This is a genomic window from Colwellia sp. NW0002-52-1, from assembly GCF_057550865.1.
The window spans coordinates 44,503-70,725 of the sequence record NZ_BAAJLU010000008.1; the positions used below are offsets into that span (position 1 = coordinate 44,503).

Genomic DNA, 26,223 nt, shown 5'->3' on the forward strand with positions numbered 1-26,223 from the left:
TTATTGTGAAAGCATTATTATGAAAAAATTGAGTTAACAGAGCTTATGAAGCGCCGTGGTGTTTAATCCAATGCTTTGCTATATCTTGCCTTGTGCACAGCCATACATCGTTAAACTGTTCAATGTAATCTAGAAAACGTACTAAACTTGCAAACCTACCCGGGCGTCCGATAATGCGGCAATGTAAGCCAATTGACATCATTTTCGGTGCATCAGTGCCTTCAGCATATAAGGTATCAAAAGTGTCTTTTAAATAATTAAAGAATTGGTCACCAGCATTAAAACCTTGTGGGCTTGCAAAGCGCATGTCATTTACATCAAGTGTGTAAGGTACAATTAAATGCGGCTTGTTTATGCCTTCAACAAAGTAAGGTAAGTCATCAGCGTAGCTGTCGGCGTCATATAAAAAAGAGCCTTCTTGCATCACCAGTTGTCGGGTGTTTTCGCTCATTCGACCTAAATACCAACCTTTAGGTTTTTCTCCGGTCATTTTTTGATGAATTTCAATGGCTTTTTTTAAGTGTTCACGCTCTGTTTCAATAGGCACTTTTTGATAATCAATCCAACGATAACCATGACTAGCAATTTCCCAATTAGCGTCTAGCATCGCTTGTATTGCTTCGGGGTTTCTTTGCATAGCCATGGCAACAGCGAACACAGTAACGGGCACCTTTCGCCGGGTAAATAAACGGTGTAATCGCCAGAACCCTGCTCGGCTGCCAAATTCATAAAATGATTCCATATTCATATGGCGCTCATTTTCAAAAGGCAATGCTCCAATTATTTCAGAGAGAAACGTTTCAGAGGCTTTATCTCCATGCAAGATGCAATTCTCTGCACCTTCTTCATAGTTAATAACAAATTGAACGGCTACTTTAGCTTTATTTGGCCAATTGGCCTGTGGCACTTTTTGGCCATAACCTTTCATATCTCGAGGATAGTTATTTATATTTTCTGCACTCATATATTTGTCTACTTAATCGTGTTTTTTATCATGACTGTGGAGTTTAAATACCTTGCACTTTTTAATTTATAAAATAAAACCAATATCTTACAGGAATTCCTTAGGTTATAACTTTCAAATTAAAAAATGTTAATGCTAAGCTTTTATATCTGTGCATCTACAGCTGATTTTAAAAGTTAATGGCAATATTCAATGTTTTCCCAATACCCTTGAAGGTATTTTATTGTTCGCTAGTGATAGAGCATTGCCGATAAGTAACAGGCAATGCATAAATTATTTTGGTGAGGTGATATCACTTAGCATATTGAACAAAAATTTGAGTGTCAACAATATAACACAGAAAAGTTGACACAATAGTCAGCATTATTCTAAGGACAAAATTTATTAAATAATAGCTTTTTATTATGATTTTATTATTAACTGTTTAGTCTGGTAGGCAGACAAATTAGCCATTGCTGCTAAACTTTATTTAACCTAAAAACTAACAACCCACTAACGTGGAATAGGAAAATTTAACATGGCATATGTAGATGGTTTCGTTTTGGCCGTTCCCACCGCCAATAAAGCAAGTTATTTAGCCTTGGCAAAAACAATGGCTGTTATGTTTAAAGAGCATGGTGCGTTAACTGTGGTGGAAAATTGGGGAGATGATGTTCCAGACGGTGAGACAACCTCTTTCCCTATCGCCGTAAAATGCCAGCCTGATGAGACAGTGGTATTTTCTTGGATCACTTGGTTGTCAAAAGAAGCAAGAGATTCAGGGATGAAAAAAGTAATGGCTGATCCACGCATGAGCGAAGAAAACATGACAATGCCTTTTGATGGCAAACGGATGATTTTTGGCGGCTTTGAAACTATTTTAACCTGAACTCTGGATAATGAGTACTTGATACTCAAGTGAAACAAAAGCTTAGGTGGCAAAGTAAATGCTATAGCAAGGTGAACATCACGAATAGACACCATCAATGCTTCATTTTATGCCATTTCCAAGGCAAAACGTTTATGAATAGCGCGCTATTTATCGACGTTTTAACGCAGATAATGGCTTAAAAGCGAGGATTGAGCAAGTGCTGCTTATCCAGAGCTCAGGTTATTTTAACACAATAATAAGCATAAAATGCTCAAACGCCCGTTCAAGTTACTGGGGTTTGAGCATTTAATTGATTGAGTATTTATGTGTTTAAATGAGCGGCATGAAAACGCACATGCTCTTCAATAAACGATGCTATAAAATAATAGCTGTGATCATAACCTTCATGAATTGCCAAGGTTAACGGGTAGTTGTTAATTTTAGCTGCAGCTTCAAGTGTCTCAGGCTTTAATTGCTGTTCAAGAAAGTCATCAGCCCCACCTTGATCAACCTTAGCAGGAATAAAGTTACTGGCTTTTCGCATCAACTCACTAGCATCATGGTTTTGCCATGTTGCTTGGTCTTTACCCAAATAGGCGGTAAATGCTTTTTTACCCCACGGCACATTAATTGGGTTACAAATTGGGCTAAATGCCGACATTGAGCTGTAACGCTCTGGGTTTAATAAACCAATCGTTAAAGCACCGTGTCCGCCCATTGAATGACCACTGATCGCACGTTTATTAGAAACCGGAAAAGAAGCTTCAATAATCGCAGGCAATTCATTTACTACATAATCGTACATTTGGTAATGACGATTCCAAGGCGCTTGCGTAGCATTAACATAAAAACCTGCACCTTGACCTAAATCGTAACCTTCGTCATTGGCAACATCTTCACCACGAGGGCTGGTATCTGGCGCAACAATAGCAATGCCAAGTTCTGCAGCAATACGCTGTACGCCAGCTTTATGCATAAAGTTTTCATCAGTACAGGTTAAGCCTGAAAGCCAGTAAAGCACGGGAACTTTTACGCCGCTTGATACTTGTGGAGGTAAATAAATAGCAAAACGCATAGCACAATTTAGTACGGTAGATTGATGACTATATTGTTTTTGCCAACCACCAAAACTTTTATTTACACTGACGTTTTCGATTAAATGATCAATTGTCATAAGACACCTCAAAACGTTACTCCTTTTAGCAATTTTGCCTTAGGCAAGTCTTATAAAAATAAGTTATCCGCTAAAAGGGGCAATACAAACTGTTTATAATAGTTTGTGATTATTTAGAAAAATATTACTTAACCTAAACTCTGGATAATGAGAGTTTGATACTCAAGTGAATCAAAAGTTTAGGTGGTAAAGTAAATGCTATAGCAAGTGAACATCACGAATAGACACCATCAATGTTTCATTTCATGCCATTTTCCAAGCAAAACGTTGATGAATAGCGAGCTATTTATCAACGTTTTAACGCAGAGAATGGGTTAAAATGTAGCATTGAGCAAGTGCTGCTTATCCCGAGTTCAGGTTACTTATCAAAGTGAATAACGGTGCGAATACTTTCGCCTTTATGCATTAGTTCAAACGACTCATTAATGTCTTCAAGCGCCATTGTATGGGTAATAAAGTCACTTAATTTAAATTCACCAGCTAAATAACGCTCTACGTAATCAGGTAACTCTGTACGGCCTTTTACACCACCAAATGCTGAACCGCGCCATACACGACCAGTAACCAGTTGGAACGGGCGGGTTGAAATTTCTTGCCCTGCACCAGCAACACCTATGACTACTGACTCACCCCAACCTTTATGACAACATTCTAAAGCAGAGCGCATTAAATTCACGTTACCCACACATTCGAATGAATAGTCAACACCACCGTCTGTTAGTTCAACAATCACGTCTTGAATTGGCTTATCATAATCTTTCGGGTTAATACAATCAGTAGCGCCTAACTTTCTGGCTAACTCAAATTTACTTTCGTTAATATCAATCGCGATAATACGGCCGGCTTTAGCCATAGTTGCACCAATAACCGCTGACAAACCAATACCGCCAAGACCAAAGATAGCAACGGTTGCGCCCTCTTCAACTTTTGCTGTATTCATTACAGCGCCCATGCCGGTAGTAACGCCACAACCTAATAAACACACTTCCTCTAACGGCGCATCTTTATTTACTTTCGCTAGTGATATTTCTGGCAATACTGTGTATTCAGAAAATGTTGAACAACCCATATAGTGAAATATTGGCTGACCATCTTTATAAAAACGTGTTGTGCCATCTGGCATTAAACCTTTACCTTGAGTTTCACGAATTTGTTGACACAGATTGGTTTTACCCGATAAACAAAATTTACATTCACCACATTCTGGTGTGTATAAAGGAATAACATGGTCGCCTACTTTTACGCTGGTAACGCCTTCGCCCACTTGCTCAACAATACCACCACCTTCGTGGCCTAAAATTACGGGAAAAATACCTTCTGGGTCTTCACCTGATAAAGTAAAAGCATCGGTATGACATACGCCTGAGGCAATAACTTTTACTAACACTTCACCTTTTCTTGGCAACATTACATCAACTTCTTCGATAGATAATGGCTGCTTAGGACCCCAAGCAATAGCGGCTTTAGATTTAATAAATTTATCTGACATATTCATTCTCACTTTTAAATTGAAATATTTTATTGTTAAAACACAAACATAAGATGCTTGTTATGAAACAAGTTTACTACATTAATAAAATTATAATAATGTAGCTAAAATACAATTCACTTTTACTGACAAGTAACAATGACAGTAAAAGAATTGTTTTTATTGGGTTAATTATATTAATTTCTTAGCGAATGATAATATGCTAATTTGTAATTCACTTGTACATATAGGTAATAATCATGCAATGGGAAGGTATTAGCGAATTTGTTTTTGTCGCTGAAAATGAAAGCTTTACGCTCGCTTCAAAAAAAATGGCTATATCAACGGCGCAAGTGAGTCGGCAAATTAGCGCATTAGAAAACCGACTCAACATTAAGTTATTTTATCGCACTACTCGCAAAGTATCTTTAACTGAAGAAGGTAAAGTTTTTTATCAACATTGTCGTAGTGTGCTTGATGGTTTAGATGCTGCTGAGCGTGCTGTTACCAATTTAAAATCTAAACCCCAAGGAAAAATAAAACTAACGGCACCCGTAACTTATGGTGAAAAGCAAATACTCCCATTAGTAAATAATTTTGTAAAACAATATAATGATGTTGAAGTGTCAGCGTATTTAAGCAATCGGCAAATCGATTTAGCTGAAGATGGTTACGACCTAGCCATTCGTGTTGGTAAACTCAGCGACTCGTCGATGATGGCGAAAAAACTCGGTAAGCGTGCCAATTATGTTTGTGCTGCGCCAAGCTACTTAGAAAATCATGGTATTCCACATTCTATTGCTGAACTCAGTCAGCACAGCTGCTTATTAGGCTCTTCAGATTATTGGCATTTTATTGAATTAGACAAAGAAAAAAGTATCCGTTTAAAAGCACGTTTACGCTACAACAACGGTCATTGCTTAACCGATGCAGCATTAAAAGGTTTAGGTATAGTACAACTTCCTGATTATTATGTTGAACAACATCTCAATAGTGGTGAGCTTGTTTCTTTATTAGATAATTACCGAGCGCCTGATGAAAGTATTTGGGCGGTATACCCACAAAATAGACACCTTTCACCAAGAATAAGACTGCTTGTTGATTACTTGGCTGAGCAACTGGCTTGATTCTGTATACGTTGTTTATTGGCTATTCGGTGCACTTAAAGCCTACCTAAGTACAATTGACTACAAACTAGATTAAAACGATATAATGTCAGTGCTTTTAAGGTTTACATATTTGAGTTTATTAAACAAATTTAACTAATATCTTTAGAGATAAAATTCATTATAAATTTAATTTAACTATTCATTATCAAAGAGCTACAGCAAAGGTTGTTTTTAACTTTAATTGCACGAACGTAAAAAACATAAAAAGTTTCACTCTATAATACCTACAAATAGTGTTATCCGGCATTACCACATTTAGCTTTAAAATTGGTCAAATTTAGGGTGACTGCTCGTATACCTCCGGTGTTATAATAATCGAATTACTTAACCATTATTTGCAACGTTTACGCTAGTACTCTTTTTAAAATCGTTTTTAAATATTACTTTTAGGACAATATTATGAGCATTACCACACCTACAATCGTCATAATTGGCGGAGGTGCAGGCGGACTAGAATTAGCAACACAATTAGGTCATAAACTCGGTAAAAAAAATCAAGCTGATATTTTACTTGTTGATAAAAATCGTACTCACATATGGAAGCCTTTGCTTCATGAAGTCGCCACTGGCTCTATTGACCCAGATTTAGACGGTGTTGTTTACTCTGCGCATGCCGCTAAACATTATTATCGTTTTCAACTTGGCACTTTCTGCAATATTGACCAAAGCGATAAAACAATTACGCTTGCAGCACTTCATGACGAGCTTGAACATATTATTTTGCCAGAGCGCAAAGTGAAATATGACCATCTCGTTATTGCTATTGGCAGTGTCAGTAATGACTTTAATACGCCAGGTATCAAAGAGCATTGCTATTTTTTAGATTCAAACCAACAAGCTGAACGCTTTCAACATACTTTACTCGACAGTTTTACTCGCCTTCACCAAGATGATAATCAACAGCAATCGCTCAATATTGCAATTGTAGGAGGTGGCGCAACAGGTGTTGAGCTTTCAGCTGAGCTGTACCATGTATCTGACTTACTAAAGCTATATGGTTTAACAAACATGACAGCTAAACGTCTGCATATTCATTTAATTGAAGCTGGACCACGTATTTTACCTGCCCTGCCTGAACGAATTGCTTCCAGCGCTAAACGTGAGCTATTAAAGTTAGGTGTTAACGTGCGTGAAAACACGCAAGTAAAAGCAGCGACTGAAAATGGCTTTATAACTAAAGATGATGAACATATTGATGCCAATATAATGTTATGGGCAGCAGGTGTAAAAGCGCCAGACTTTATTAAAGCAATAGGAATATTTGAATTAACTCGCAGTAATCAGATTCAAGTGAACCAGTTCTTACAAAGTAGTGTTGATGAAAATATTTTCGTTTTAGGTGATTGCTGTTCCTTTACCCAACCCGATGGTATACAAGTTCCACCGCGTGCTCAATCTGCTCACCAAATGGCGCAATGTGTAGAAAAAAACCTTATTGCGACACTAAAACAGCAACCCCTTAGCAAGTTTATTTATAGCGATCACGGTTCTTTAGTTAACCTTTCTCGTTATAGTACGGTTGGTAATTTAATGGGGAATCTAACAAGCAGCAGTTTTTTTGTTGAAGGAAAAATAGCGCGCTTTGTTTACTTATCACTCTATCGAATGCACCAACAAGCTATACACGGTAGCGCTAAAACATTGGTTTTGTGGATAAGCGAAAAAATACTGCGCGTTGTACGCCCAAAAATGAAATTACATTAGTATAAAAACAAACTTCACCTTACTTAGGTTTCATTATTAAAAAAGGTTAGTAAAGGTAAATTTACTCACCTTTTTTATATGATTGAATATAAGTAATTTATATATTATAACAATAGGTTAACATCACTTTTGTTTACAATAAAATCATTAAATTGATTAGTAAATACGGCACTTAAACCACTAAATGTGGAAATAAGCCAATAACTTGTTTGATCACATCTGTTTTTTGGCTTTTCGCTAAATACACAGCAAATATTTCTCTTTGATAAACAGGTGCACTTTCGACAATAAATAATTTACCCGCCTCAACGTGTTCAAAAGTCATTTGCCTTGGTAGGTGTGCACTGCCACCTGCTTGTAAGATATAATTTAAGGCAATACGCGGTTGACTCATAAAGTGTTTAGCTGGTGCTGCATCTTGAGATTCTCGCAAGTGTAAGGAGTTTACCGATTCACCATAATCTACCATGATATAATCTTCAGCTTGTGCATCTTCTAGGTAATCCGGATCGGTAGTGACTAAATGTAAAGGCACAGTTGATACTTTTTCTGTCACTAAATCTTCGATAAATGGCGGTTCGAATAAAAACGCAATATCTACAGTACGGTTAATCACGCTTTTTCTTAATTCCATAGGAGAATAAGTGCTGGTAAATAAACTCACCGTGTCTAAATTACGATGAATTTTTTGTAACCAGCCCTGTAAAACAATATCCCATATAGAGTTCATTGAACCGATAGCAAGCTGCATGGCATCGTGCTCAGCTACACCCACATCATGTTTAGTCTTTTGCCACATGAAGAGTAATTCATTGGCATGTTTAATTAATCGATGGCCTTCTCTGGTTAATTTTAAATGCTTATGAGTACGATCAAAAAGTAGTACGCCTAAGTCATCTTCTAGTAGCTTAATTCTGGCACTTACCGCTGACTGAGTAATAAAAAGATTTTCAGAGGCAACCCTAAAGTGTAATGTTCGACTCACTTCTAAAAACGTTGTTAATAATTCAAATTTCATAAAAACCCTCTCTAATCATTTTTTTTGATTAAACCAGTCAAAATATTGCGTTTTATTATTTTAAAGTTTGACTATACACTTTACTTACACATTTACCTCACTTTATTTATAAAAGTGAAAATAATCGGACAAATAAATATGAAAGTTGCAATTTTATCAAGAAATAAAAACCTTTACTCAACTAAACGCTTAAAAGAAGCCGGCGAAGCAATGGGCCATGAAGTTGATGTTATTGACACTTTACATTGTTATATGGATATCACTAGCAGTAACTCTAAAGTACGTTATCACGGTAAAGAGTTACCTATGTACGATGCCATTATTCCACGTATTGGTGCTTCGGTTACCTTTTACGGTACTGCTGTTGCTCGCCAATTTGAAATGATGGGGACATTCAACATTAATGAATCTGTGGCGATCAGCCGCTCACGCGATAAATTGCGCTCATTACAGTTATTGTCTCGCAAAGGTATAGGTATGCCACGTACGGGTTTTGCTAGCAAGCCTGATAACGCGAAAGACTTAATTAAAAACGTTGGTGGCGCACCTGTTGTTATTAAACTATTAGAAGGTACTCAAGGTATTGGCGTAGTTTTGGCTGATACAGCAAAAGCTGCAGAAGCGATTATCGAAGCGTTTATGGGTTTAAAAGCCAACATTTTAGTACAAGAGTTTATTAAAGAAGCTGGTGGTGCTGATATTCGTTGTTTAGTTATTGGCGGTAAAGTTGTTGCTGCAATGAAACGCCAAGGCGCTGAAGGCGAGTTCCGTTCTAATTTGCATCGCGGTGGTAGTGCTGAAGTGGTTAAATTATCAAAAGCAGAGCGTGACACGGCAATTATGGCAGCAAAAGCAATGGGTCTAAATATGTGTGGTGTTGATTTATTACGCTCACAAAATGGCCCAATGGTAATGGAAGTTAACTCTTCACCAGGCTTAGAAGGCATTGAAAAAGCAACAGGTAAAAATGTTGCCGGTATGGTTTTTGAGTTTTTAGAGAAGAATGCTAAACCACACAGCAACAAAACTCGTGGTAAAGGATAATAGGCATGAAAGATATTTTAAAAATAGGTGAGTTTGAAATATTACCCGGCGAACAGCGCAAAATTGACTTGCCTGTAGCCAAGTTATATACCGATGCTAATGTATCATTACCTGTTCATATTATTCGAGCAAAAAAGCCGGGGCCAACAATTTTTATTAGCGCCGCGGTGCATGGCGATGAATTAAATGGTATTGAAATTATTCGTCGATTAATCAGCGAGAAAAAGTTTAAGATCACTCGAGGAACTGTAATAGCGGTGCCTATGGTAAATGTTTACGGTGTTGTAAACCAAAGCCGTTACATGCCTGATCGTCGTGACTTAAACCGTTGCTTTCCTGGTTCTGCAAAAGGTTCTTTAGCAGGTCGTGTAGCACATATTTTTCTTAATGAAATAGTAAAGCATTGTGATTACGGTATTGATCTACACACAGGTGCAATTCATCGCTCAAATTTACCGCAAATTCGTGCAGATTTGTCTTGTGAAGAAACAAAAGAATTAGCTTTAGTTTTTGGTGTACCGGTAGTGTTGAATTCAAACATTATTGATGGCTCATTAAGAGAAGCAGCTGTAAAACATAAAACTAAAGTACTACTTTACGAAGCCGGCGAAGCTCTGCGTTTTGATGAATTTTCAATTCGTGCAGGCATGAAAGGCATTACAAACGTTTTGAAACATTTAGGCATGCGTAAATCTTCAACATCGCGTAAAAAGGCAGTAGAACCCTTTGTTGCTAATAGTAGTCAATGGCTAAGAGCTAATGCCAGTGGTATTGTAAATCATCGTGTTAAGTTAGGTGACCAAATTAAAAAAGGCGATGTTTTAGCTGAAATTGGTAGCCCTTATGGTGATATTTTAGACGTAGTTAAAGCGAGTAGATCAGGCATATTAATTGGTCAACAGAATATACCTTTGGTACAAGAAGGCGAAGCTATGTTTCATGTTGCGTACTTTGAAGAAGATGATAAGCATATCTCTGCGCAAATAGAGAGTGTTCAAGACAACCTTCTTCCGCAAAGTAGTATGTAAAAAGGTAACCTAATATGACAACAAAACAGAAAGCCATCATTGGACGTTTAGAAACAATTTCGCTACCTGAGTTAGCAATATCAGACATACAGGTACGAGTAGACACCGGAGCGAAAACGTCTTCGCTCCACGTTGACAATATTGTTAAATTCAAAAAAAATGGCAAAATAATGGTCAAGTTTGACTTGCACCCTGATGTTTACAATGTAGAAGAAATTGTCTCTTGTGAGTCACCAATACATGATATCAGAAGGGTGAAATCTTCAAACGGTACCTCAGAACAACGTTATGTTATCTTAACGGAAGTGCAATTGGGTGATATTAATTGGTCAATTGAAATAACCTTAACTGACCGTTCAGACATGAGCTACTTAATGTTATTTGGTAGAGAAGCTATCGGTAAAAGGTTTCTGGTTGATCCATCAAAAGTATTTGTAAGTTCTTAACTTATTACAATTTATTGAGGTGTAAATATGACATTTGAAGAAATATTAGAGCACATAACTGCATTACTAACTTTCAATGTAATTAAAGTATCGGATCAACAAATTACATTGGGTGACATACTTTTTATTCCTTTGTTAATCATTACAGGTTTGTTATTAAGTAAGTGGCTAATTAAGTTAATTAGTAAGCGTCTAAGAAAGAAAAAAACCGATCCAAATGTCATTCATTTAGTCGAGCGAATTTTATTCGTTATAGCGATAGCGGTTATTATTATTAGCATACTCGATTTTATGAATGTGCCCATTGCTGCTTTTGCGTTTTTATCTGGCGCTATTGCGATTGGTTTTGGTTTTGGTGCCCAAAATATTATCAATAACTTTATCAGTGGTTGGATATTAATGTGGGAACGCCCTATTCGTATAGGTGATTTTTTAGAAGTTGAAGATACGAAGGGTTTAGTAGAAGAAATTAACACTCGCTCAACCCGCATTAAGCGTATTGATGGTGTTCATTTATTAATTCCTAATAGTAAACTTCTTGAAAATACGGTGGTGAATTGGACCTTAGTCGACCAATTTGTTCGATGTTCAGTCAGCGTTGGTGTTGCTTATGGCTCGCCTGCGAAAAAAGTAGCAGATTTAATTATGCAAGCCACTACTGAACAAGAGGAAGCACTTACCGATCCTAAACCTTTAGTTACTTTTGACGATTTTGGCGACAATGCATTAATGTTTCAAGTAACCTTTTGGATAAGTTCACGTGCAGAAACAGGTTTAAGAGTTGCAAAAAGTAATGTCAGATTTCGTTTAGAAGAGTTATTTGAACAAAACGATATTGTAGTAGCCTACCCTCAACGCGATATTCATATTGATGGTTCATTACAATTACTAAAAGCAGAACGAAAAACAGATTGATTTATTAATTCGACAAAAAATGCCCCTGTAACAAAAAACTGTTACAGGGGCATTTTTATATTGTGTTTGATTACAGATGTTGATTAGAACAGCCCTAATGCACTTGAACCTAGTAAAGGGAAATACGTATATTTAGCACTTAATTTTACTTTTCACTTTTACTTCTACTTCTACTTCTACTTTTAAAAAAATTCAACTAATTAAACACTCTTATCACTTGATATCAATTAGTTAGCATTTAATTGCACAGCTATTTTAAAGCATCACTCGCCCGATTTTTTATTGTCGAACCACAGCTTCATAAAATCAGCTGTTAGTTTTTGTTCTATACCTAAGGCCTTTTCTGTTGGGCAAAAAATAGAAAACTCGATTTGAGTATCACCCAGATCAGACGTTGATATTTGAATATGAGGCTCTGGTCCTGCAATTTTAATATCTAATCTATTTTCTATTAATTGATTATACCTAACCGCAACTTCTTTAAACTCAATACAATACATATTGGCTTTTTCATGCAAGGTATCAATAAACACAAATGGGTTAACACTGTCATCGCGCACTATTGTAAAATGATGCATAGCATAGCGTTTTAAAAAGTTTAAGTTCTTAATAACCGTAGTAATTAACTGGCTGTTAGGTACATACAAAGTTTTACCTGTATATTGGTAATCATGTTTATTTACCTCTAGTAGGGTTAGTTTTGCCCAGTCATTTGAATGGACTTCGCCATAATGCTTACCAACCTGCACCCAATCCCCAATACGAAATGGTCGGCTTGTTAAAATATAAACAAAGCCAATGAAGCATTGAATAAACTCTCTCGTTGCCAACACAATTGCGACAATAAACGCGGCGATTGAAAAAGCAAATTTTTGTATTTCAACTGACCAAAGATTAAAAATAAAAATAATGACTAATAAAGTAAATACATTATTAACCATGTTAATTTTTAATCTTTTGCTCTTTTTAGATTTTCTTTTTATTACCTTGATTGTTAGCGCCTTAAAGCTATAAAAGGCGATAATAAACAATAGTGTAAGAATAAATTTATACTCAAGTAAAAATTTAACAACTGTATCAATGTAAAAAATAATAATAACCTTATGTTAGTTTGGCTGATATTAACTTTGGTATCGAAATACCGATTAGTTCAGTTAAGCCCATTTCTACTCTTCAAGCACTTTTTGATTAATTTTTTGTAAGTGGGATAAAGTTCCTTCAACACCTAATTTAGTAAAGCTGGCATTTATTTCTGCTTGCTTTGTTTGCAATAAACTTATGCCTTCAACTTCAATATCAAAAAAAAGCCAATTACTATCATTTGACAACATAAGTTTAACCACGGCTTTATTGGTTTTGCTCTTGCCTACAATAGTAATATCTACCATGGCCATTTTACCGCTTTTAGACAGTGTACTTTGGCCAATATTTATCACTTCATTATTATAAGCAGTTAAAAGATTACTATAGGTATTAATAAGTTGAAGAGTTAACTCTGAAACAAAAGCGGCTTTCAATTCATCTGGCACTTTAGCCATATTTTTATTGAGTACTTTGTAGGTAAAATAGCGTGTATCAACCTCAGGCAATAAATATTGACTTAAAACACCTCTGATATTGGCCTTAGTTAAAGTGCCTGTTGTTTTAAGTTTAATTAACGATGACTCAATAGCAGTAAAAACACTTTTAACTTTAACTTTCGCATTGTCTTCTGATGCAAAAACCGTTGCTGAAATTAATAATACCATCGTAATTATGACAACACTCAGTAAATTGGTGTTGAACGCCTTTTTGGTTTTCATTTTTGTGCTCAATTAATAAAATATAGTGATAATTATAATGATTAGTTTCAAGCTAGCAAACGCTTTAATTTATTTAAGTTAATCAAATTAATTCATTAATCATCGTGAGATAAATAATTTTACTGTTTATTTCAATCTGAAAAATATTCACAATAAAGTATTGGGTATCTTGCCTTACATTATTTAGCTATTTTAACGGCCATGCTCATGATAAATTTATAAATTTTTTAACCGGTTTGATCCTTGTTTCTTATGTGTTCGTATATTACGTTTAAGTAAATTAAAATAAAACAAGTACATTACCTGTACATTTTTCAAACGAAAAAAACACAATTAGTACTCTTAAACTACAATTAGAATCAAAACCTTAGGAAAAATAATATTTTTATATTATCTTAATGATATAGTTAGTTTAATTACCATTAAAAACCATCGCGGCCTGTTTATGTTTTTTATCAGGAGTAGATTGATTTATTAAATGTTTAACCACTACCTTTAGAGATTTTTAATGAACAATGAAACAACTGAAGCCACACATGCCGACATTGAACGACAAAAGTTAATTGATTCTAGCCGTTTTCATGGTGTTCATTGGCTAATCTTAGCGCTTTCATCAATATTAACCGTTGGTGCATGGTACATTGCATCAGAACAAGTTAATAAAAGAATATCTGAACGTTTTGAACGCGAATCTTTGCAAGTTGTTGAGCTTGTTAAGGAAAGAATGCAATTATACGAACACGCATTGTGGGGTGCGGTTGCATATATAGATGCCAGCGACGATGAAATAAATAATCAACAATGGCAGAACTATGCGAACAGTTTACGCATTGATAAAACCTACCCTGGTATTAATGGTTTAGGTATTATTTATAATATAACCAAAGAACAAAGATTAAGTTTTATAGAAAAACATAAAAAAGATCGCCCTGACTTTATCGTACACCCATCACATAATACCTCTGAACTTTGGCCTATTACTTTTATAGAGCCTCTGGTATCTAACAAGCAAGCTGTTGGACTTGATGTGGCGTTTGAAGGTAACAGGTATCTTGGCGTTAAAAAAGCAAGAGACACTGGCATTGCCCAGTTAACTGGCCCTATTACGTTAGTACAAGATGCTAAAAAAACGCCTGGTTTTCTTTTTTACGCACCCTTTTATAAAAAAGGTATGAGTCATAATACAGTGAGTGAACGCCAAGCTGCGATCGAAGGTGTAGCTTATGCCCCTTTTATTATGTCGAAGCTTATCTCTGGAACACTTGCAGTAGATCGACGCCATGTAAGTTTGAAAATTACCGATGCTGGCCAATCTCTCTATAGCGATATGAATAACACTCTGGCTGACAGAATTGACCCCCAACCACTATTTACTAAAATAATCGATGTAGATTTTTATGGTAGAATATGGCACGTAACCATTAACTCAAACTTAAATTTTCGACATGCTTCGGGCGCTAATCAGCCCTACTTTATCTTGGCTGGTGGTGTTGTTATTGATCTTTTATTACTCGCGCTATTTATTGTGCTGTCAAGATCTAACAAACAAGCGCTTATCTATGCTGACGAAATCACACGTGAATTAAAAATTAAAACAACCCGATTACTCAAGTCAAATCAAGATCTTGAACAATTTGCCTATGTAGCTTCTCACGACTTAAAATCACCATTAAACGCCATGAGAAAACTAGTCAGCTGGATAAGCGAGGATTGTGAAAGCATATTACCTGATAGCTCTAAAGAACATTTAAAGTTGTTGAATAATCGCAGTGAACGGATGAATAAATTATTAGACGATTTACTCGACTATGCTCGAATTGGTCGACACGAATTCAAGGCTACCCCCCTAGATTTACAATCAATCTCGAATGATATATTTAATTTATTAGATCACCCTGAAACTTTTAAACTTTCCGTTGAGAAGCAAGTTTTGCTGTTACCTAGAACACCAATAGAAGTCGTATTTCGTAATTTAATTTCAAATGCAATTAAACATCACGACAAACCTGATGGCCATATTCAAATACACTATGAAGCGGTGGACGATATGCATAAAATTAGTGTTCAAGACGACGGGCCAGGTATTCCTCGCGAACTGTTTGATAAAGCCGTTGAAATGTTTCAAACCCTACGCCCACGAGATAAAGTAGAAGGCAGCGGCATGGGGCTATCTTTATCGAAGAAAACTGTAGAGCATTACGGTGGTAGTTTAACCATAGAATCTGATGGTGTACGTGGCACTACCATAATTATTTTATGGCCAATTACATCAGAAATTAAAAATTAATTGCAAGGTAAGTGAACAAGATGAGTGAAAAGCAAAAGGAAGTAACACTACTTCTCATTGAAGATGATGACATTGATGCAATGTCAATAACTCGCGCTTTTAAAAAAATGTATATAAGCAATAAAATTATTAGAGCTAACGACGGACTTGAAGGCCTAGAGCTTTTAAGAAGTGGTGCTGTACCTTCACCCTATATTATTTTACTCGATTTACAAATGCCCCGACTCAATGGCATAGAGTTCTTAGAAGAAATAAGAGAAGATCCCAAACTTGCACAAAGTACGGTATTTGTATTAACCACCTCTAAATCCGATGAAGACATAACAGCAAGTTATAAAAAAAATATTGCAGGCTATTTTATTAAAGAGCAAGTGGGTGAAGGCTTTTTAGATATAGTAAAAATGCTTAAAGGTTACTGGAAAATAGTACACTTCCCGGAAAATTAAGTTTAAACGTTACATAAAAGGCATTAACAAGGAATTTAACACGTGAATATTTTGATAGTTGATGATGATATTGTTGATAGAGAGAGTATCAAACGCACATTAAATCAATCAACTAGCCATTTTAATTTTGTTGAAACCGAATCAGTAGACCAGGCATTAATTGTACTCTCGGAGCATACGTTTGATGTCATTTTGCTTGATTATCGCATGCCTAAACGCGATGGTATCGAACTTTTATTAGAGCTGCGTAATGTGTCGTCAGACATAAATGTTGCTGTAATAATGTTAAGTAACTCTGAAGAAACTGAATTAGCCTTAGAATGTGTTAAAGCAGGCGCTCAAGATTTTCTTTTGAAAAATGAAGTTTCAACCTCCAGATTAAAGCGCGCAATCGTTCAAGCACAAGCACGATTCGAATTAGAAAAAAAGCTGCACATTAGTTATCAAGAAACAAAAAAATTAGCCGAACATGACACATTAACAGGCTTGTATAACCGCTATTCATTTGAAGAAGCATTACAATTAAATATATTACAAAAAGCTCGAGATAATACTAAGTTAGCCTTGACACTTTTTGATTTAGATAACTTCAAATTTATTAACGACAATTACGGCCATCATGTTGGTGATGAAATATTAATACAAGTATCTCAAAGAGTTAGTGATTGTTTGCGAGGAAATGAAGTTTTTGCACGTTTAGGTGGCGACGAATTTGCAATTATTTTAAGTAACTTGCAAACCATTGATAACGCCACTCGGGTAACTAAAAGAATTCTCAACAGTCTTGACGAGCCCTTTAACATTTCAGGGGTCGTAATAAATATGACCGCGAGTATCGGCATCGCTATTTATCCCGATAGTACCTTGAATGCTAATGAATTACTTAAACATGCAGACATTGCAATGTATCGCTCTAAAAAGCTGGGTAGAAATCAGATTTGTTATTTTGAAGATGAAATGCAAGAGCAGTTTCTTCAACGTTATCAAGTAGAAGCTAATTTAATTGGCGCAGTTGTACGCAATGAGTTTGTCTTGCACTATCAACCTATATTTGAAACCGCAACATCAAATATTACGGGTTTTGAGGCCCTAATAAGATGGGAATTTCAAGACGAACTACTTTACCCTGACGACTTTATAACTATTGCAGAATGTTCTCGTGTCATTATTGACATTGGACGTTGGGTTATTGAACAAGCAATATATCAATTATCAATTTGGAATTTACGCGAAAGAAAAAACTATATAATAGCGATAAACTTATCTAGCGTGCAATTATCAGATAGAAATTTAGTGCAATTTATCAAAGATGCCCTAAGAAAGTACCATGTAAACCCAAAACTTATTGAGTTTGAACTTACCGAAACTACCTTGCTTGAAAACAGCAAACAAGCGATTACAACTTTAGAGTCTATTAGCGAGTTGGGCTGTAGTATCGCGCTAGATGATTTTGGTAGTGGGTTTTCCTCCGTTTCGCATTTACAAAACTTTCCAATTAGTACAGTGAAAATTGATAAGTCATTAATCATGGCTGCTAGAGAGGAAAAAACACAGGCATTAATTAAAGGCCTAGCTGCAATGCTTCATTCTTTAACGCTCAATATCGTAGCAGAAGGTATAGAGAACGAACAAGCTCTACAGCTTTGTCAGCAACTTAATATTCACCGGGCACAAGGTTACTATTTTTCAAAACCGTTAGATGTTAAAGGTATCGAACAACATTATTTTAAGTCTACAGCTTAACCAATAACTGATTAGGTTTTGTTGCTGCAACATTAAGTGACTTTATATTTGCATTAAGTGTTATAAAATCATAATCTGAACGTAAGCTAAAATCACATATAAACTATGCTAAGCAATTGATTTAATGTTCCAATAAGTATAAAGAAATTACTTATTTAAACTTCAATAAATAGTTATTTAAAGGAAATTATGAAAAATCGCTTTTTGAAAACTTCGGCATTGGCACTTTCTTTATTTACACTAAGCGCGCAATCATTTGCCGACTCATATTTGGTGCTTGATCAACAAGGTTTACCGGTTAAAAATGCTGTTTTAGAATTTATTAATCCGACACCAAAGCCAATATCAAAGCCAGGTGCTAAGCCTAATACGTTAATTATGGATCAGGTTGATAAACTCTTTAAGCCGGATGTTTTAGTTGTTCAACAAGGTGACTTTGTTGACTTCCCTAATAGCGATAATATTAGACATCATGTTTATTCATTCTCTTCAGTAAACCCCTTCGAATTAAAACTATACTCTGGTCGCCCTGAAGCACCATTACAATTTAACAAAGCTGGTGTAGCCGTTTTAGGCTGTAACATTCATGACTCTATGGTTGGCTATATCTACATTGCGGCTTCAAAATACGTACTAATGACCGATGAGCAAGGTAAAGCGACTTTAGAAGATGGTATTAAATACGAAAGTGTTAATGTTTGGCATTCTAGCTCAGTAACCAGTGTAAAAAATATTGCGTACGATAACTTATCTAGAAAAACAAACAGTACCGACTCGTTTGTAATTAACCTAGTTGTGGAGTTACCTGAGCCTCGTAATACATTCCAAACAATATTTAAGCCCAATAATGGCGAGTAAAGCTTCTCTACGCCAACAAATTACGCTATTAGGCGTGTCACTTGTTATCTTAACGGTAACAAGTTTACTGGCTGTTTTTATTTGGAAATCTATTTCCGCTCACAGCGAACAAATAGATCAAAGAACAACCAGCGCTGAAAATGTTCTTATAGAGTATTTAAAAGCGAAAGAAGAGTTACTTTTTACTGCATCAAAAGTATTAACAGCAGACTTTGGTTTTAAGCAAGCCGTAGCCACGCGAGATAAGGCAACCATTTCAAGTGTGTTAGAAAACCACAGCTCCCGAATTAATGCGAGTTTGATGATATTAAGTGATTTAAACGGCAGCATTATTTCATCTAGCAATCGTCAAATTAACCTTGATTCTACTATTATAGAAAATTTAACCACAACTAAACAAAATTTAAATAAAACACAATTAATGTTGCTTGATAATAAACTCTATCAACTCATAATTTTGCCTGTACAGGCACCAAGAACCATAGCTTATTCCATTATTGGTTTTCAAATAGATCAAGCTTTTGTTAACGAATTAAAGAGGCTTATGGCCATTGAGGTAAGTTTTCTCTATCAAGACGAACTTATTATTTCAACATTACAGCATCCTGACTCAGCTCATAGTAAACATTTTAAAGAAACCGATAAAAGCTGGTTATTTTTTGAAAGAAAAATTTACGAGAATAAACTCATTGTGTTTACGAATACTCAAGGAAGTGAATATATTGCCCAACTTTCTGTTGATTTAACGCCAAGCTATAATGAGCTCGATAAGTTGGTACTGATTACATTATTAATATCACTATTAATTATTAGCATTACAGCCATCGCTTGTAGTTTTATTGCTCGAAACCTTACTAAACCGTTATATCAGTTAACACGTTTAACACGTAAGTTTTCTCAAGGTAATTATGAGCACAAAGAAATGCTTTCTCAGGGCAGTTTAGAAGTTACCCACGTGTATAACAGCTTTATTAAAATGGGCCAAAAAATAGAACAACGTGAAAGTGAAATTAATTATCAAGCTAAACATGATGTTTTAACCGATGTTTATAATCGTTCAACATTACTTGATTTACTTGCAAAACAAATTGCCGGTCATGATAACTCTACCTATTCATCTTTGGTGGTTATGGTAATAAATGTTCGACATTTTAAGCGTATAAATGACAGTTTAGGCTCTGGTATTGGCGATGGCGCACTTAAGGCTATTGCTCAGCGCACTAAAAGTATTTACCCCGATAAGACATTAATGGTCGGTCGTTTTTCTGGCACTGAGTTTTGTTTGGTCATTAAACTAGCTCATGACGATAGCTATGAAGATTTAGTTGAGCACTTTTTAACTCAGTTACGTGCACCGTTACAAGTTAACAACTTGTGGTTAAATTTAAATTATCGTATTGGTACCTGTTCTTTCCCGGAACAAAGCAGTAATGCGAAAGAGGTTGTTAGAAGAACAGCAATAGCCTTGGAAGCTGCAAGATCAGAAAACACTTCTATTAGGGCTTATAAAGAAGGTGAAGATGAAGCTTACCTAGAAAGGTTGAATTTACTTGAAGAACTTAGGGAGACAATGAAACGTGATAGCGATGAGTTGTTTATGGTCTATCAACCTAAGTTAAATTTAGAAAACGGTAAAATAGAAAAAGTAGAGTCATTAATTCGTTGGATAAAGTCTGACGGCCAGTTTGTTTCGCCTGAACTGTTTATTCATTTAGCCGAGCAATCAGGACTTATTATAAAACTCACCCATTGGGTTATTAATACTGTGCTTAAGCAACAACAAGCCTGGCTTGCAAACAATATAAGGTTGAAAGTAGCAATTAATATATCAGCACAAGATATTTCTCATCCAGACTTTATCGATTATGTGTTCGAAAAAATTTCGCAATATAATATTGACCCTGACCTAATCACATTAGAAATAACAGAGCGTGATATTATGACTAATGAAGATTTAGTGGTCAGTAGACTTAAGCATTTAAAAAAAACCGGTATACAAATCTCTGTTGATGATTACGGTATAGGTCAATCTTCATTAGGTAAATTAAAACAATTACCTATTGATGAATTAAAAATTGATAAGGCATTTATACTTGAACTCGATACATCAGAAAAAGATCAATTTATTGTAAAGTCTACTATCGAGTTAAGTCATCAACTCGGCTTAAGTGTAGTAGCAGAAGGTGTTGAAAATAAAGCCTCTTTAGATATGCTTAAAACCATGAAATGTAATCACATTCAGGGTTACTTTCTTTCGCGGCCAGTTAAATCTGCAGACTTACTTCTATGGTTAAATGATTATGAATAAATTTACCTCAATATTTTACGCATGTTTTTTTACAGTTTTCTCGGTTAATTGTTTAGCTGAAGGAAAAATTCTTGCCACACCGGGAGTGTTTCAAATTGAAGGCTCGGGCGGTGGCGGTATTGTACCTTGGGCACAATTAGCCGGTTATGCTACTGAAGAAAGTATCTCAGCAAGTGCCGCTTGTAGTCGGGTAACGGTTAAAGATTTCTCTTTAGATAGTTGTGGTGTTCAAGCAAATTTTTATGACAGAATTGAATTGTCTTATGCCAAGCAAACCTTTGAGGTTAATCCTCTTAAACTAGACTTAAAACAAACTATTATTGGTGCGAAAATTAATTTATTTGGTGATTTGGTGTATACCTCAATGCCGCAAATTAGCCTAGGCATTCAATCAAAAAGTTTAAAAACAAGCGATGTTGCTTTTGCACTTGGCGCAGAAAAAGATTCTGGTACTGATGTATATATTGCCGCCAGCAAGTTGCATTTAGGTTTTATTAACGGCTATAACTGGTTGTGGAACATTACTGCAAGGCACACTAAAGCTAACCAAATAGGTTTGCTAGGCTTTGGCGGTGCTAATGAAAAAGCTAAGATTCAATTAGAAGCATCAACGGCAATTTTATTAGATAGACATTTAGCAATCGGGGTTGAATATAGGCAAAAGCCCGATAACTTAGGTTTAGGTGAAAACCATTGGAAAGATATTTTTGTTGCCTGGTTTCCAAATAAACATTTGAGCGTTACTTTAGCTTATGTTGACTTGGGAAGTATAGCCGCCATTGACAAACAAACTGGCTGGTATTTATCGACTATGTGGTATCTATAATGAAGCGTAAAATAAATAATAAAATCAAAGCTGATGTGGAAATGGGCATGCGAAAAGTAACTCAATATCTCATGTTACTGATATTACTCGGCTGTGCCGCATGCGCGTCACCTGAAAGTAGTAAAAATAATAGTAGCAATGCCAGTCTCTATCAAAAAATAGGCCAAAAGCCTGCTATTGATAACATTATCAATAATTTAGTAAATATCATAGGACAAGATAATGTTGTTTTTTCACACTTTGCTCAAAGTAATGTAACTCATTTTAAAGAAAAATTGTCGATATATTTATGTAACATAACAGACGGGCCATGCAAGTATAATGGCGATACTATGCAAGATATACATAAAGGCATGCATATCGATACTAACCAATTTAATCACTTTGTAGAGTTGTTTATCGCCGCAATGGAAGCATCAAATATTAGTTACCCAATACAAAACCAATTATTAGCAAGGCTCGCCCCGCTCAGGGAAAGCATCATAAAGATGTAAAGTGAGTCATACCAACTGAAATAAATAATCGATCATTTCTCGCTTAAAATTGGTCAGTAACTTATTACATTTGGTATTAGATATAGTGCTTTAGAATGTCATTCAATTTATCGCTAGCTTGGGTTAGCTCATGCTATCTGGCCTAACGCCAAACACAAGCTAGCGAATCAACGAATAATTCTATTATCCATCACTAACAGTATCTAGCTGACATTTTTAAATTTTTTGCTCATCATCATTCTTTTCAGCAGCATTGTTTTCAGCAACATGAGTATTTAAAGGCTTATTATCACCACTCACCATAGTCGATAATGGAAATGGTGCTGTTGCGGCTCCTGCATATAAGCTCACATGCGGAAATGGAATTTCAATGCCTTGTTGATCAAAGGCAATTTTAATCTCGGTATACATACTGTTTTTCAATGCTAGAAAGTTCTCTCGCCTCGACCAAACTGAAAATTGAATATCAATTGACGAGCTACCAAAGCCGGTTAAGATAAAAACAGGCGCTGGCTCTTCAAGGCAAATTAAATTTTTTGACGCTATATCAATTAATATTTTACGTACTTTCTCTATATCTTCTTTATAAGCAATACCAATTTTTAAATCAGCTCGACGTATTGGGTATTTGGTTAAGGTTGTTACCGCGCTTTTGATCATGCTTTCATTTGGAATACGAACAAACAAATTGTCAAAGGTACGTAACTTAACGGACAGTAAATCGATCGAAATGACCTCTCCGGTGATGTCATTTACTTTAATGACATCAGTAATAGAAAATGGGCGCTCGATCATCAAAAATAAGCCACTAATAAGATTAGAAGCCGAGGTTTGAGAAGCAAAACCAAGTGCCACAGTAAAAATACCTGCCGCGCCTAATAAAATACTAAGATCAATACCAATATTATCTAATGCTGAAACAGTCACTAAGACTAAAATGCTATAAAAAATCGACCTTTTTAAAAATAACTGCCCATGTGCGGTCATTTTATGTTTTGCTACTCTAACCACGGCTGAACTGATTAATCTTGCAATTATAAAACCTATAATAAACAGCAAAAGCGCCTTACATAGGGCAAATAATGGTGAGGCTTTAAGAAGTTCAATAAACGCTATAATATCATTCACAATATTTCTCTTTATTAAGCAAATAAACTACTAATACTTCGTATTAATATACTTTTGTCACTCGCTACTCTTGGACTGCTAACCAAAATTGACGATACCGCCTCAATTGGTGCATGTTTATCTAGGTGTAACTCAACATTATCTATATGACTACCACGATGTACCGATATTCCAGTTGTCCAGAGCTGATTTTCTTCATCGGCATATAAGTGTAATAAGGTAACGGGGACGTTAATACGCTCTATAGTTAACGATTCACTATGATTGTTAATAACGCTAATAGGTGTGATCGCTCTATGCGCCCTTTTATCTATATTTGAGAGCTGAATACGCGCCGCTGTATATTTTGCATAGCAAATTTGCCCTACTCGGGTTGACGGGCCAAACCATGAATCTGATGGTCGCCAAAAAGGTAAATCTAGCAGTTTTTCACCTTTAGGTAATAGCTTAGCCGAAAACCAAACAGGTGTACTTACATACAAACGCGCTTTTTCGCCAGCAAGTAACGTTAACGGTGTATCGGGCCTAGCCACAACAGAGCGATCGGCAAGTAAAGGTAAAACTTGTACCTTTTCTGAAGTGTTCTGTTGTAAATACCGACCAAATTTAGCTTGCTCAAAGCAACAGTTTTCTTCCAACTCACCAAAAAACATAGCTTCGTCATTTTCAATATCTGATTCTAAATTCCAGCTATTCCACTCGTTTTCAAACCGTTGTAATACTATTGACCTTTCACCCAGTCGCCAACAACGTTGTTGTTTGAGGCTGAATGAAAATTCCCCCCACCAAGCATTATCTGCCATTTTACACTTCTCTACTTTAAAGTTTTGTTAGTTTACTGACACTTATAGTGCCTGGAAACGAGGATTATTAACGAACTAGGTAAAAACACGACTTTCAATATCACAGACGTTAATAATTTAGCCCTGAGAATAAATTTAGTGGTTATAACAATCGCTTTCTATATTGATAGATTATGCTATCTTAAGTCACTTGTGTATATACCCAACACCGCTTATTAACTGGCCTTTATCGCTATTAATCTTTTATTTCTTCAAAGGAAAATTTCATGACAACTTTGCATATTGTTTTGTCAGACTTAGAAATTACTCACGCAACGCTTTCGAAAGTAACTGCGCTTCAGAATAAACTTTCAGCAAATGTTGTTTGGTATTTACATCATCATCAAAAGTTATTTGATCGACGTTATTTTACAGATGAGCTTGCTAATATCTCTAGCGGTATACAAGCAAGCCATGATGATAAAGTTCAACAAATAAAACTGAAAATCAGAAAGCACTTCCCCACCAGTAGTATTTATCACTGTAGAGAAAAGTATTGGTCAAAAGAGGTTAAAAGCAACTCACATAAACTTGACCCAATCGTTATTATTCGCTCTAAATCTGGCCTTACGTCTGCTGATAATCAACATATCAGTAAAAATAAAAGTACCGTATTTATCATCAATCAAGAAAGATGGTTTTCAGACGGAAAAGCCCTTGGTGCCATTGACCCTTTTCATGAAGATGATGAAGAAAACAAGTCTGATATTAAAGTGGTTGATTTTATGCGACGTTGGAATACGCCGGCAGAACAAGATGCCCCTTACCTGCTGCATGTTATTCATATACCCCCATTAGCGATCGAATACGAAAGACAAATAGAAGCATTGCATAAAGAGCAAATATATAGTTTTGCTAAAACAATAAACTGCCCAAAGAGTTCATTAACATTTGTTAGAGGCACCCCTGAAGATGCACTGTTAGCTTATGCAGACGAAAACAAGGTCGATTTAATCGTATTGGGTTGTAGAGAGCATAGTTTGTTTGATAAATGGCTTAATGGTTCAACTATATCAGCTTTACTTAGCCACCAAACCTGTGATTTAGTATTAATTAATACTCCGTAAATATATTGCTTTTGTGTCTAACGATTAATTTTGCATGCATTAGATTGCGCAATTAACGTTAGACTTTTTGACTTTATAAGATGCTTGTTTGGCTTATTGCTAGGTATTTAGTTTGGTATCTTCCCAGTTAATCATTATGTTATTTTTATCTATTCACAATAAAAAATAAATCGCCAAAGCCCCATAATAAGGTACCAGTTATAAGCAATGAAACTTCAAGAATACCAAGCTGCAACCGAACGGCTTGAAGTATTTTTTCCGTTTTTTCTTCGAAGTCATCTTCAATACTTTGTATTTCGCTTTCCATATTCTCACTTGATACTTTCAATCTTCGTAACTTCCTTTTAGCACGCGCAAGTGTAATTCGATGTTGAAAATTAAGTCGACCAATTAAAACCCTTTCTTGTATTATGCCGCCTAACCCTGACCAAACACCCAACACAGCAATCAAACAACCACTGCGAGTAAGCCATTCAAGTCCGGCATATTCTATAATAGAAAGGTATACGCCAAGCACTACAAGTAAAATGGCTAATAACCAACTGATTAAAGGGTGGCGTTTGGAAATACTCACCGTTGCTGTTAAAACTTCTGAAGTAGACTCATCTAATTTTGTTATACCTTCGGACATAAATACCTTAT

General features: G+C 35.7%; 24 protein-coding genes. 15 read left to right on the forward strand and 9 right to left on the reverse strand.

Annotated features, from left to right (window positions below):
• Nucleotides 1-43: 43 nt before the first annotated feature.
• Nucleotides 44-964, reverse strand: a complete 921-nt coding sequence (puuE, locus tag AC27H3_RS09755) for an allantoinase PuuE (RefSeq protein ID WP_487105767.1) — start codon at nucleotides 962-964, stop codon at nucleotides 44-46.
• Nucleotides 965-1,481: 517 nt separating this feature from the next.
• Here puuE and AC27H3_RS09760 point away from each other — a divergent pair.
• Complete coding sequence (locus AC27H3_RS09760) at nucleotides 1,482-1,832, forward strand: DUF1428 domain-containing protein (RefSeq protein ID WP_487105769.1); 351 nt, start codon at nucleotides 1,482-1,484, stop codon at nucleotides 1,830-1,832.
• Nucleotides 1,833-2,136: 304 nt separating this feature from the next.
• Here AC27H3_RS09760 and fghA read toward each other — a convergent pair whose 3' ends face one another.
• Nucleotides 2,137-2,988 carry an S-formylglutathione hydrolase gene (gene fghA / locus AC27H3_RS09765; RefSeq protein ID WP_487105771.1) on the reverse strand — a complete coding sequence of 284 codons (852 nt, stop codon included), beginning with the start codon at nucleotides 2,986-2,988 and terminating at the stop codon, nucleotides 2,137-2,139.
• Nucleotides 2,989-3,346: 358 nt separating this feature from the next.
• On the reverse strand, nucleotides 3,347-4,477 hold the full coding sequence (locus AC27H3_RS09770; protein ID WP_085304734.1) for an S-(hydroxymethyl)glutathione dehydrogenase/class III alcohol dehydrogenase: 1,131 nt from the start codon (nucleotides 4,475-4,477) through the stop codon (nucleotides 3,347-3,349).
• Between the two features lie 239 nt (nucleotides 4,478-4,716).
• Between AC27H3_RS09770 and AC27H3_RS09775 the strand changes: the two genes are divergently transcribed.
• Both AC27H3_RS09775 and AC27H3_RS09780 read left to right on the forward strand, forming a co-directional pair.
• Nucleotides 4,717-5,583: a LysR substrate-binding domain-containing protein gene (locus AC27H3_RS09775; protein WP_487105773.1), complete on the forward strand. Its 867-nt coding sequence runs from the start codon at nucleotides 4,717-4,719 to the stop codon at nucleotides 5,581-5,583.
• A gap of 441 nt (nucleotides 5,584-6,024) precedes the next feature.
• On the forward strand, nucleotides 6,025-7,329 hold the full coding sequence (locus AC27H3_RS09780; protein ID WP_487105775.1) for an NAD(P)/FAD-dependent oxidoreductase: 1,305 nt from the start codon (nucleotides 6,025-6,027) through the stop codon (nucleotides 7,327-7,329).
• Between the two features lie 172 nt (nucleotides 7,330-7,501).
• On the opposite strand, the gene AC27H3_RS09785 is transcribed toward AC27H3_RS09780, so the two are convergent.
• A complete protein-coding gene (locus AC27H3_RS09785; protein WP_487105777.1) occupies nucleotides 7,502-8,347 on the reverse strand; it encodes a LysR family transcriptional regulator in 846 nt (281 codons plus the stop codon).
• A 138-nt stretch (nucleotides 8,348-8,485) separates the two neighbouring features.
• On the opposite strand from AC27H3_RS09785, the gene rimK reads away from it, so the two are divergent.
• From rimK to AC27H3_RS09805, 4 genes are read left to right on the forward strand one after another with little or no spacing between them, the layout of a single operon-like run.
• Complete coding sequence (gene rimK / locus AC27H3_RS09790; protein WP_487105779.1) at nucleotides 8,486-9,391, forward strand: 30S ribosomal protein S6--L-glutamate ligase; 906 nt, start codon at nucleotides 8,486-8,488, stop codon at nucleotides 9,389-9,391.
• A gap of 5 nt (nucleotides 9,392-9,396) precedes the next feature.
• Nucleotides 9,397-10,419 (forward strand): succinylglutamate desuccinylase/aspartoacylase family protein, encoded by a 1,023-nt coding sequence (locus tag AC27H3_RS09795; protein WP_487105781.1) that lies wholly within the window; start codon nucleotides 9,397-9,399, stop codon nucleotides 10,417-10,419.
• A 14-nt stretch (nucleotides 10,420-10,433) separates the two neighbouring features.
• Complete coding sequence (locus AC27H3_RS09800) at nucleotides 10,434-10,865, forward strand: ATP-dependent zinc protease family protein (RefSeq protein WP_487105783.1); 432 nt, start codon at nucleotides 10,434-10,436, stop codon at nucleotides 10,863-10,865.
• 27 nt (nucleotides 10,866-10,892) lie between these two features.
• On the forward strand, nucleotides 10,893-11,780 hold the full coding sequence (locus AC27H3_RS09805) for a mechanosensitive ion channel family protein (protein ID WP_487105785.1): 888 nt from the start codon (nucleotides 10,893-10,895) through the stop codon (nucleotides 11,778-11,780).
• A gap of 263 nt (nucleotides 11,781-12,043) precedes the next feature.
• On the opposite strand, the gene AC27H3_RS09810 is transcribed toward AC27H3_RS09805, so the two are convergent.
• The gene (locus tag AC27H3_RS09810; protein WP_487105787.1) at nucleotides 12,044-12,721 is read right to left on the reverse strand and encodes a mechanosensitive ion channel family protein; all 678 of its coding nucleotides are present in this window, start codon (nucleotides 12,719-12,721) and stop codon (nucleotides 12,044-12,046) included.
• Between the two features lie 225 nt (nucleotides 12,722-12,946).
• Nucleotides 12,947-13,582 carry an MlaC/ttg2D family ABC transporter substrate-binding protein gene (locus tag AC27H3_RS09815; protein WP_487105789.1) on the reverse strand — a complete coding sequence of 212 codons (636 nt, stop codon included), beginning with the start codon at nucleotides 13,580-13,582 and terminating at the stop codon, nucleotides 12,947-12,949.
• A gap of 508 nt (nucleotides 13,583-14,090) precedes the next feature.
• Between AC27H3_RS09815 and AC27H3_RS09820 the strand changes: the two genes are divergently transcribed.
• From AC27H3_RS09820 to AC27H3_RS09850, 7 genes are all read left to right on the forward strand, one after another.
• On the forward strand, nucleotides 14,091-15,869 hold the full coding sequence (locus AC27H3_RS09820; RefSeq protein WP_487105791.1) for a CHASE domain-containing protein: 1,779 nt from the start codon (nucleotides 14,091-14,093) through the stop codon (nucleotides 15,867-15,869).
• A gap of 20 nt (nucleotides 15,870-15,889) precedes the next feature.
• Entirely contained in the window at nucleotides 15,890-16,315 is a 426-nt protein-coding gene (locus AC27H3_RS09825) for a response regulator (RefSeq protein ID WP_487105793.1), read from the forward strand.
• A gap of 42 nt (nucleotides 16,316-16,357) precedes the next feature.
• Nucleotides 16,358-18,058, forward strand: a complete 1,701-nt coding sequence (locus AC27H3_RS09830) for a putative bifunctional diguanylate cyclase/phosphodiesterase (RefSeq protein WP_487105795.1) — start codon at nucleotides 16,358-16,360, stop codon at nucleotides 18,056-18,058.
• A 189-nt stretch (nucleotides 18,059-18,247) separates the two neighbouring features.
• Nucleotides 18,248-18,916, forward strand: coding sequence for a methylamine utilization protein (locus AC27H3_RS09835; protein WP_487105797.1), 669 nt, complete (start codon nucleotides 18,248-18,250; stop codon nucleotides 18,914-18,916).
• Nucleotides 18,906-21,224 (forward strand): putative bifunctional diguanylate cyclase/phosphodiesterase, encoded by a 2,319-nt coding sequence (locus AC27H3_RS09840; RefSeq protein WP_487105799.1) that lies wholly within the window; start codon nucleotides 18,906-18,908, stop codon nucleotides 21,222-21,224. Before AC27H3_RS09835 ends, AC27H3_RS09840 begins: the two co-directional genes overlap by 11 nt.
• The gene (locus AC27H3_RS09845) at nucleotides 21,217-22,050 is read left to right on the forward strand and encodes a DUF3034 family protein (RefSeq protein WP_487105801.1); all 834 of its coding nucleotides are present in this window, start codon (nucleotides 21,217-21,219) and stop codon (nucleotides 22,048-22,050) included. Before AC27H3_RS09840 ends, AC27H3_RS09845 begins: the two co-directional genes overlap by 8 nt.
• Nucleotides 22,050-22,544: a group I truncated hemoglobin gene (locus AC27H3_RS09850; RefSeq protein ID WP_487105803.1), complete on the forward strand. Its 495-nt coding sequence runs from the start codon at nucleotides 22,050-22,052 to the stop codon at nucleotides 22,542-22,544. The genes AC27H3_RS09845 and AC27H3_RS09850 overlap by 1 nt, the downstream gene beginning before the upstream one ends.
• 216 nt (nucleotides 22,545-22,760) lie before the next feature.
• Here the strand turns inward: AC27H3_RS09850 and AC27H3_RS09855 are convergent, their stop codons facing one another.
• Both AC27H3_RS09855 and AC27H3_RS09860 read right to left on the reverse strand, forming a co-directional pair.
• Nucleotides 22,761-23,672: a mechanosensitive ion channel family protein gene (locus tag AC27H3_RS09855; RefSeq protein ID WP_487105805.1), complete on the reverse strand. Its 912-nt coding sequence runs from the start codon at nucleotides 23,670-23,672 to the stop codon at nucleotides 22,761-22,763.
• Between the two features lie 14 nt (nucleotides 23,673-23,686).
• On the reverse strand, nucleotides 23,687-24,475 hold the full coding sequence (locus AC27H3_RS09860; RefSeq protein WP_487105807.1) for a DUF432 domain-containing protein: 789 nt from the start codon (nucleotides 24,473-24,475) through the stop codon (nucleotides 23,687-23,689).
• A 266-nt stretch (nucleotides 24,476-24,741) separates the two neighbouring features.
• Here AC27H3_RS09860 and AC27H3_RS09865 point away from each other — a divergent pair, with 266 nt between their 5' ends.
• A complete protein-coding gene (locus tag AC27H3_RS09865) occupies nucleotides 24,742-25,581 on the forward strand; it encodes a universal stress protein (protein WP_487105809.1) in 840 nt (279 codons plus the stop codon).
• Nucleotides 25,582-25,726: 145 nt separating this feature from the next.
• Here the strand turns inward: AC27H3_RS09865 and AC27H3_RS09870 are convergent, their stop codons facing one another.
• Nucleotides 25,727-26,212: a hypothetical protein gene (locus AC27H3_RS09870; RefSeq protein WP_487105811.1), complete on the reverse strand. Its 486-nt coding sequence runs from the start codon at nucleotides 26,210-26,212 to the stop codon at nucleotides 25,727-25,729.
• Nucleotides 26,213-26,223 lie beyond the last annotated feature (11 nt).

Bases quoted from the DNA above. Each gene is read 5' to 3' on its own strand.
- puuE (WP_487105767.1), bottom strand. From the start codon at position 964: ATGAGTGCAGAAAATATAAATAACTATCCTCGAGATATGAAAGGTTAT.
- AC27H3_RS09760 (WP_487105769.1), top strand. From the start codon at position 1,482: ATGGCATATGTAGATGGTTTCGTTTTGGCCGTTCCCACCGCCAATAAA.
- fghA (WP_487105771.1), bottom strand. From the start codon at position 2,988: ATGACAATTGATCATTTAATCGAAAACGTCAGTGTAAATAAAAGTTTT.
- AC27H3_RS09770 (WP_085304734.1), bottom strand. From the start codon at position 4,477: ATGTCAGATAAATTTATTAAATCTAAAGCCGCTATTGCTTGGGGTCCT.
- AC27H3_RS09775 (WP_487105773.1), top strand. From the start codon at position 4,717: ATGCAATGGGAAGGTATTAGCGAATTTGTTTTTGTCGCTGAAAATGAA.
- AC27H3_RS09780 (WP_487105775.1), top strand. From the start codon at position 6,025: ATGAGCATTACCACACCTACAATCGTCATAATTGGCGGAGGTGCAGGC.
- AC27H3_RS09785 (WP_487105777.1), bottom strand. From the start codon at position 8,347: ATGAAATTTGAATTATTAACAACGTTTTTAGAAGTGAGTCGAACATTA.
- rimK (WP_487105779.1), top strand. From the start codon at position 8,486: ATGAAAGTTGCAATTTTATCAAGAAATAAAAACCTTTACTCAACTAAA.
- AC27H3_RS09795 (WP_487105781.1), top strand. From the start codon at position 9,397: ATGAAAGATATTTTAAAAATAGGTGAGTTTGAAATATTACCCGGCGAA.
- AC27H3_RS09800 (WP_487105783.1), top strand. From the start codon at position 10,434: ATGACAACAAAACAGAAAGCCATCATTGGACGTTTAGAAACAATTTCG.
- AC27H3_RS09805 (WP_487105785.1), top strand. From the start codon at position 10,893: ATGACATTTGAAGAAATATTAGAGCACATAACTGCATTACTAACTTTC.
- AC27H3_RS09810 (WP_487105787.1), bottom strand. From the start codon at position 12,721: ATGGTTAATAATGTATTTACTTTATTAGTCATTATTTTTATTTTTAAT.
- AC27H3_RS09815 (WP_487105789.1), bottom strand. From the start codon at position 13,582: ATGAAAACCAAAAAGGCGTTCAACACCAATTTACTGAGTGTTGTCATA.
- AC27H3_RS09820 (WP_487105791.1), top strand. From the start codon at position 14,091: ATGAACAATGAAACAACTGAAGCCACACATGCCGACATTGAACGACAA.
- AC27H3_RS09825 (WP_487105793.1), top strand. From the start codon at position 15,890: ATGAGTGAAAAGCAAAAGGAAGTAACACTACTTCTCATTGAAGATGAT.
- AC27H3_RS09835 (WP_487105797.1), top strand. From the start codon at position 18,248: ATGAAAAATCGCTTTTTGAAAACTTCGGCATTGGCACTTTCTTTATTT.
- AC27H3_RS09840 (WP_487105799.1), top strand. From the start codon at position 18,906: ATGGCGAGTAAAGCTTCTCTACGCCAACAAATTACGCTATTAGGCGTG.
- AC27H3_RS09845 (WP_487105801.1), top strand. From the start codon at position 21,217: ATGAATAAATTTACCTCAATATTTTACGCATGTTTTTTTACAGTTTTC.
- AC27H3_RS09850 (WP_487105803.1), top strand. From the start codon at position 22,050: ATGAAGCGTAAAATAAATAATAAAATCAAAGCTGATGTGGAAATGGGC.
- AC27H3_RS09860 (WP_487105807.1), bottom strand. From the start codon at position 24,475: ATGGCAGATAATGCTTGGTGGGGGGAATTTTCATTCAGCCTCAAACAA.
- AC27H3_RS09865 (WP_487105809.1), top strand. From the start codon at position 24,742: ATGACAACTTTGCATATTGTTTTGTCAGACTTAGAAATTACTCACGCA.
- AC27H3_RS09870 (WP_487105811.1), bottom strand. From the start codon at position 26,212: ATGTCCGAAGGTATAACAAAATTAGATGAGTCTACTTCAGAAGTTTTA.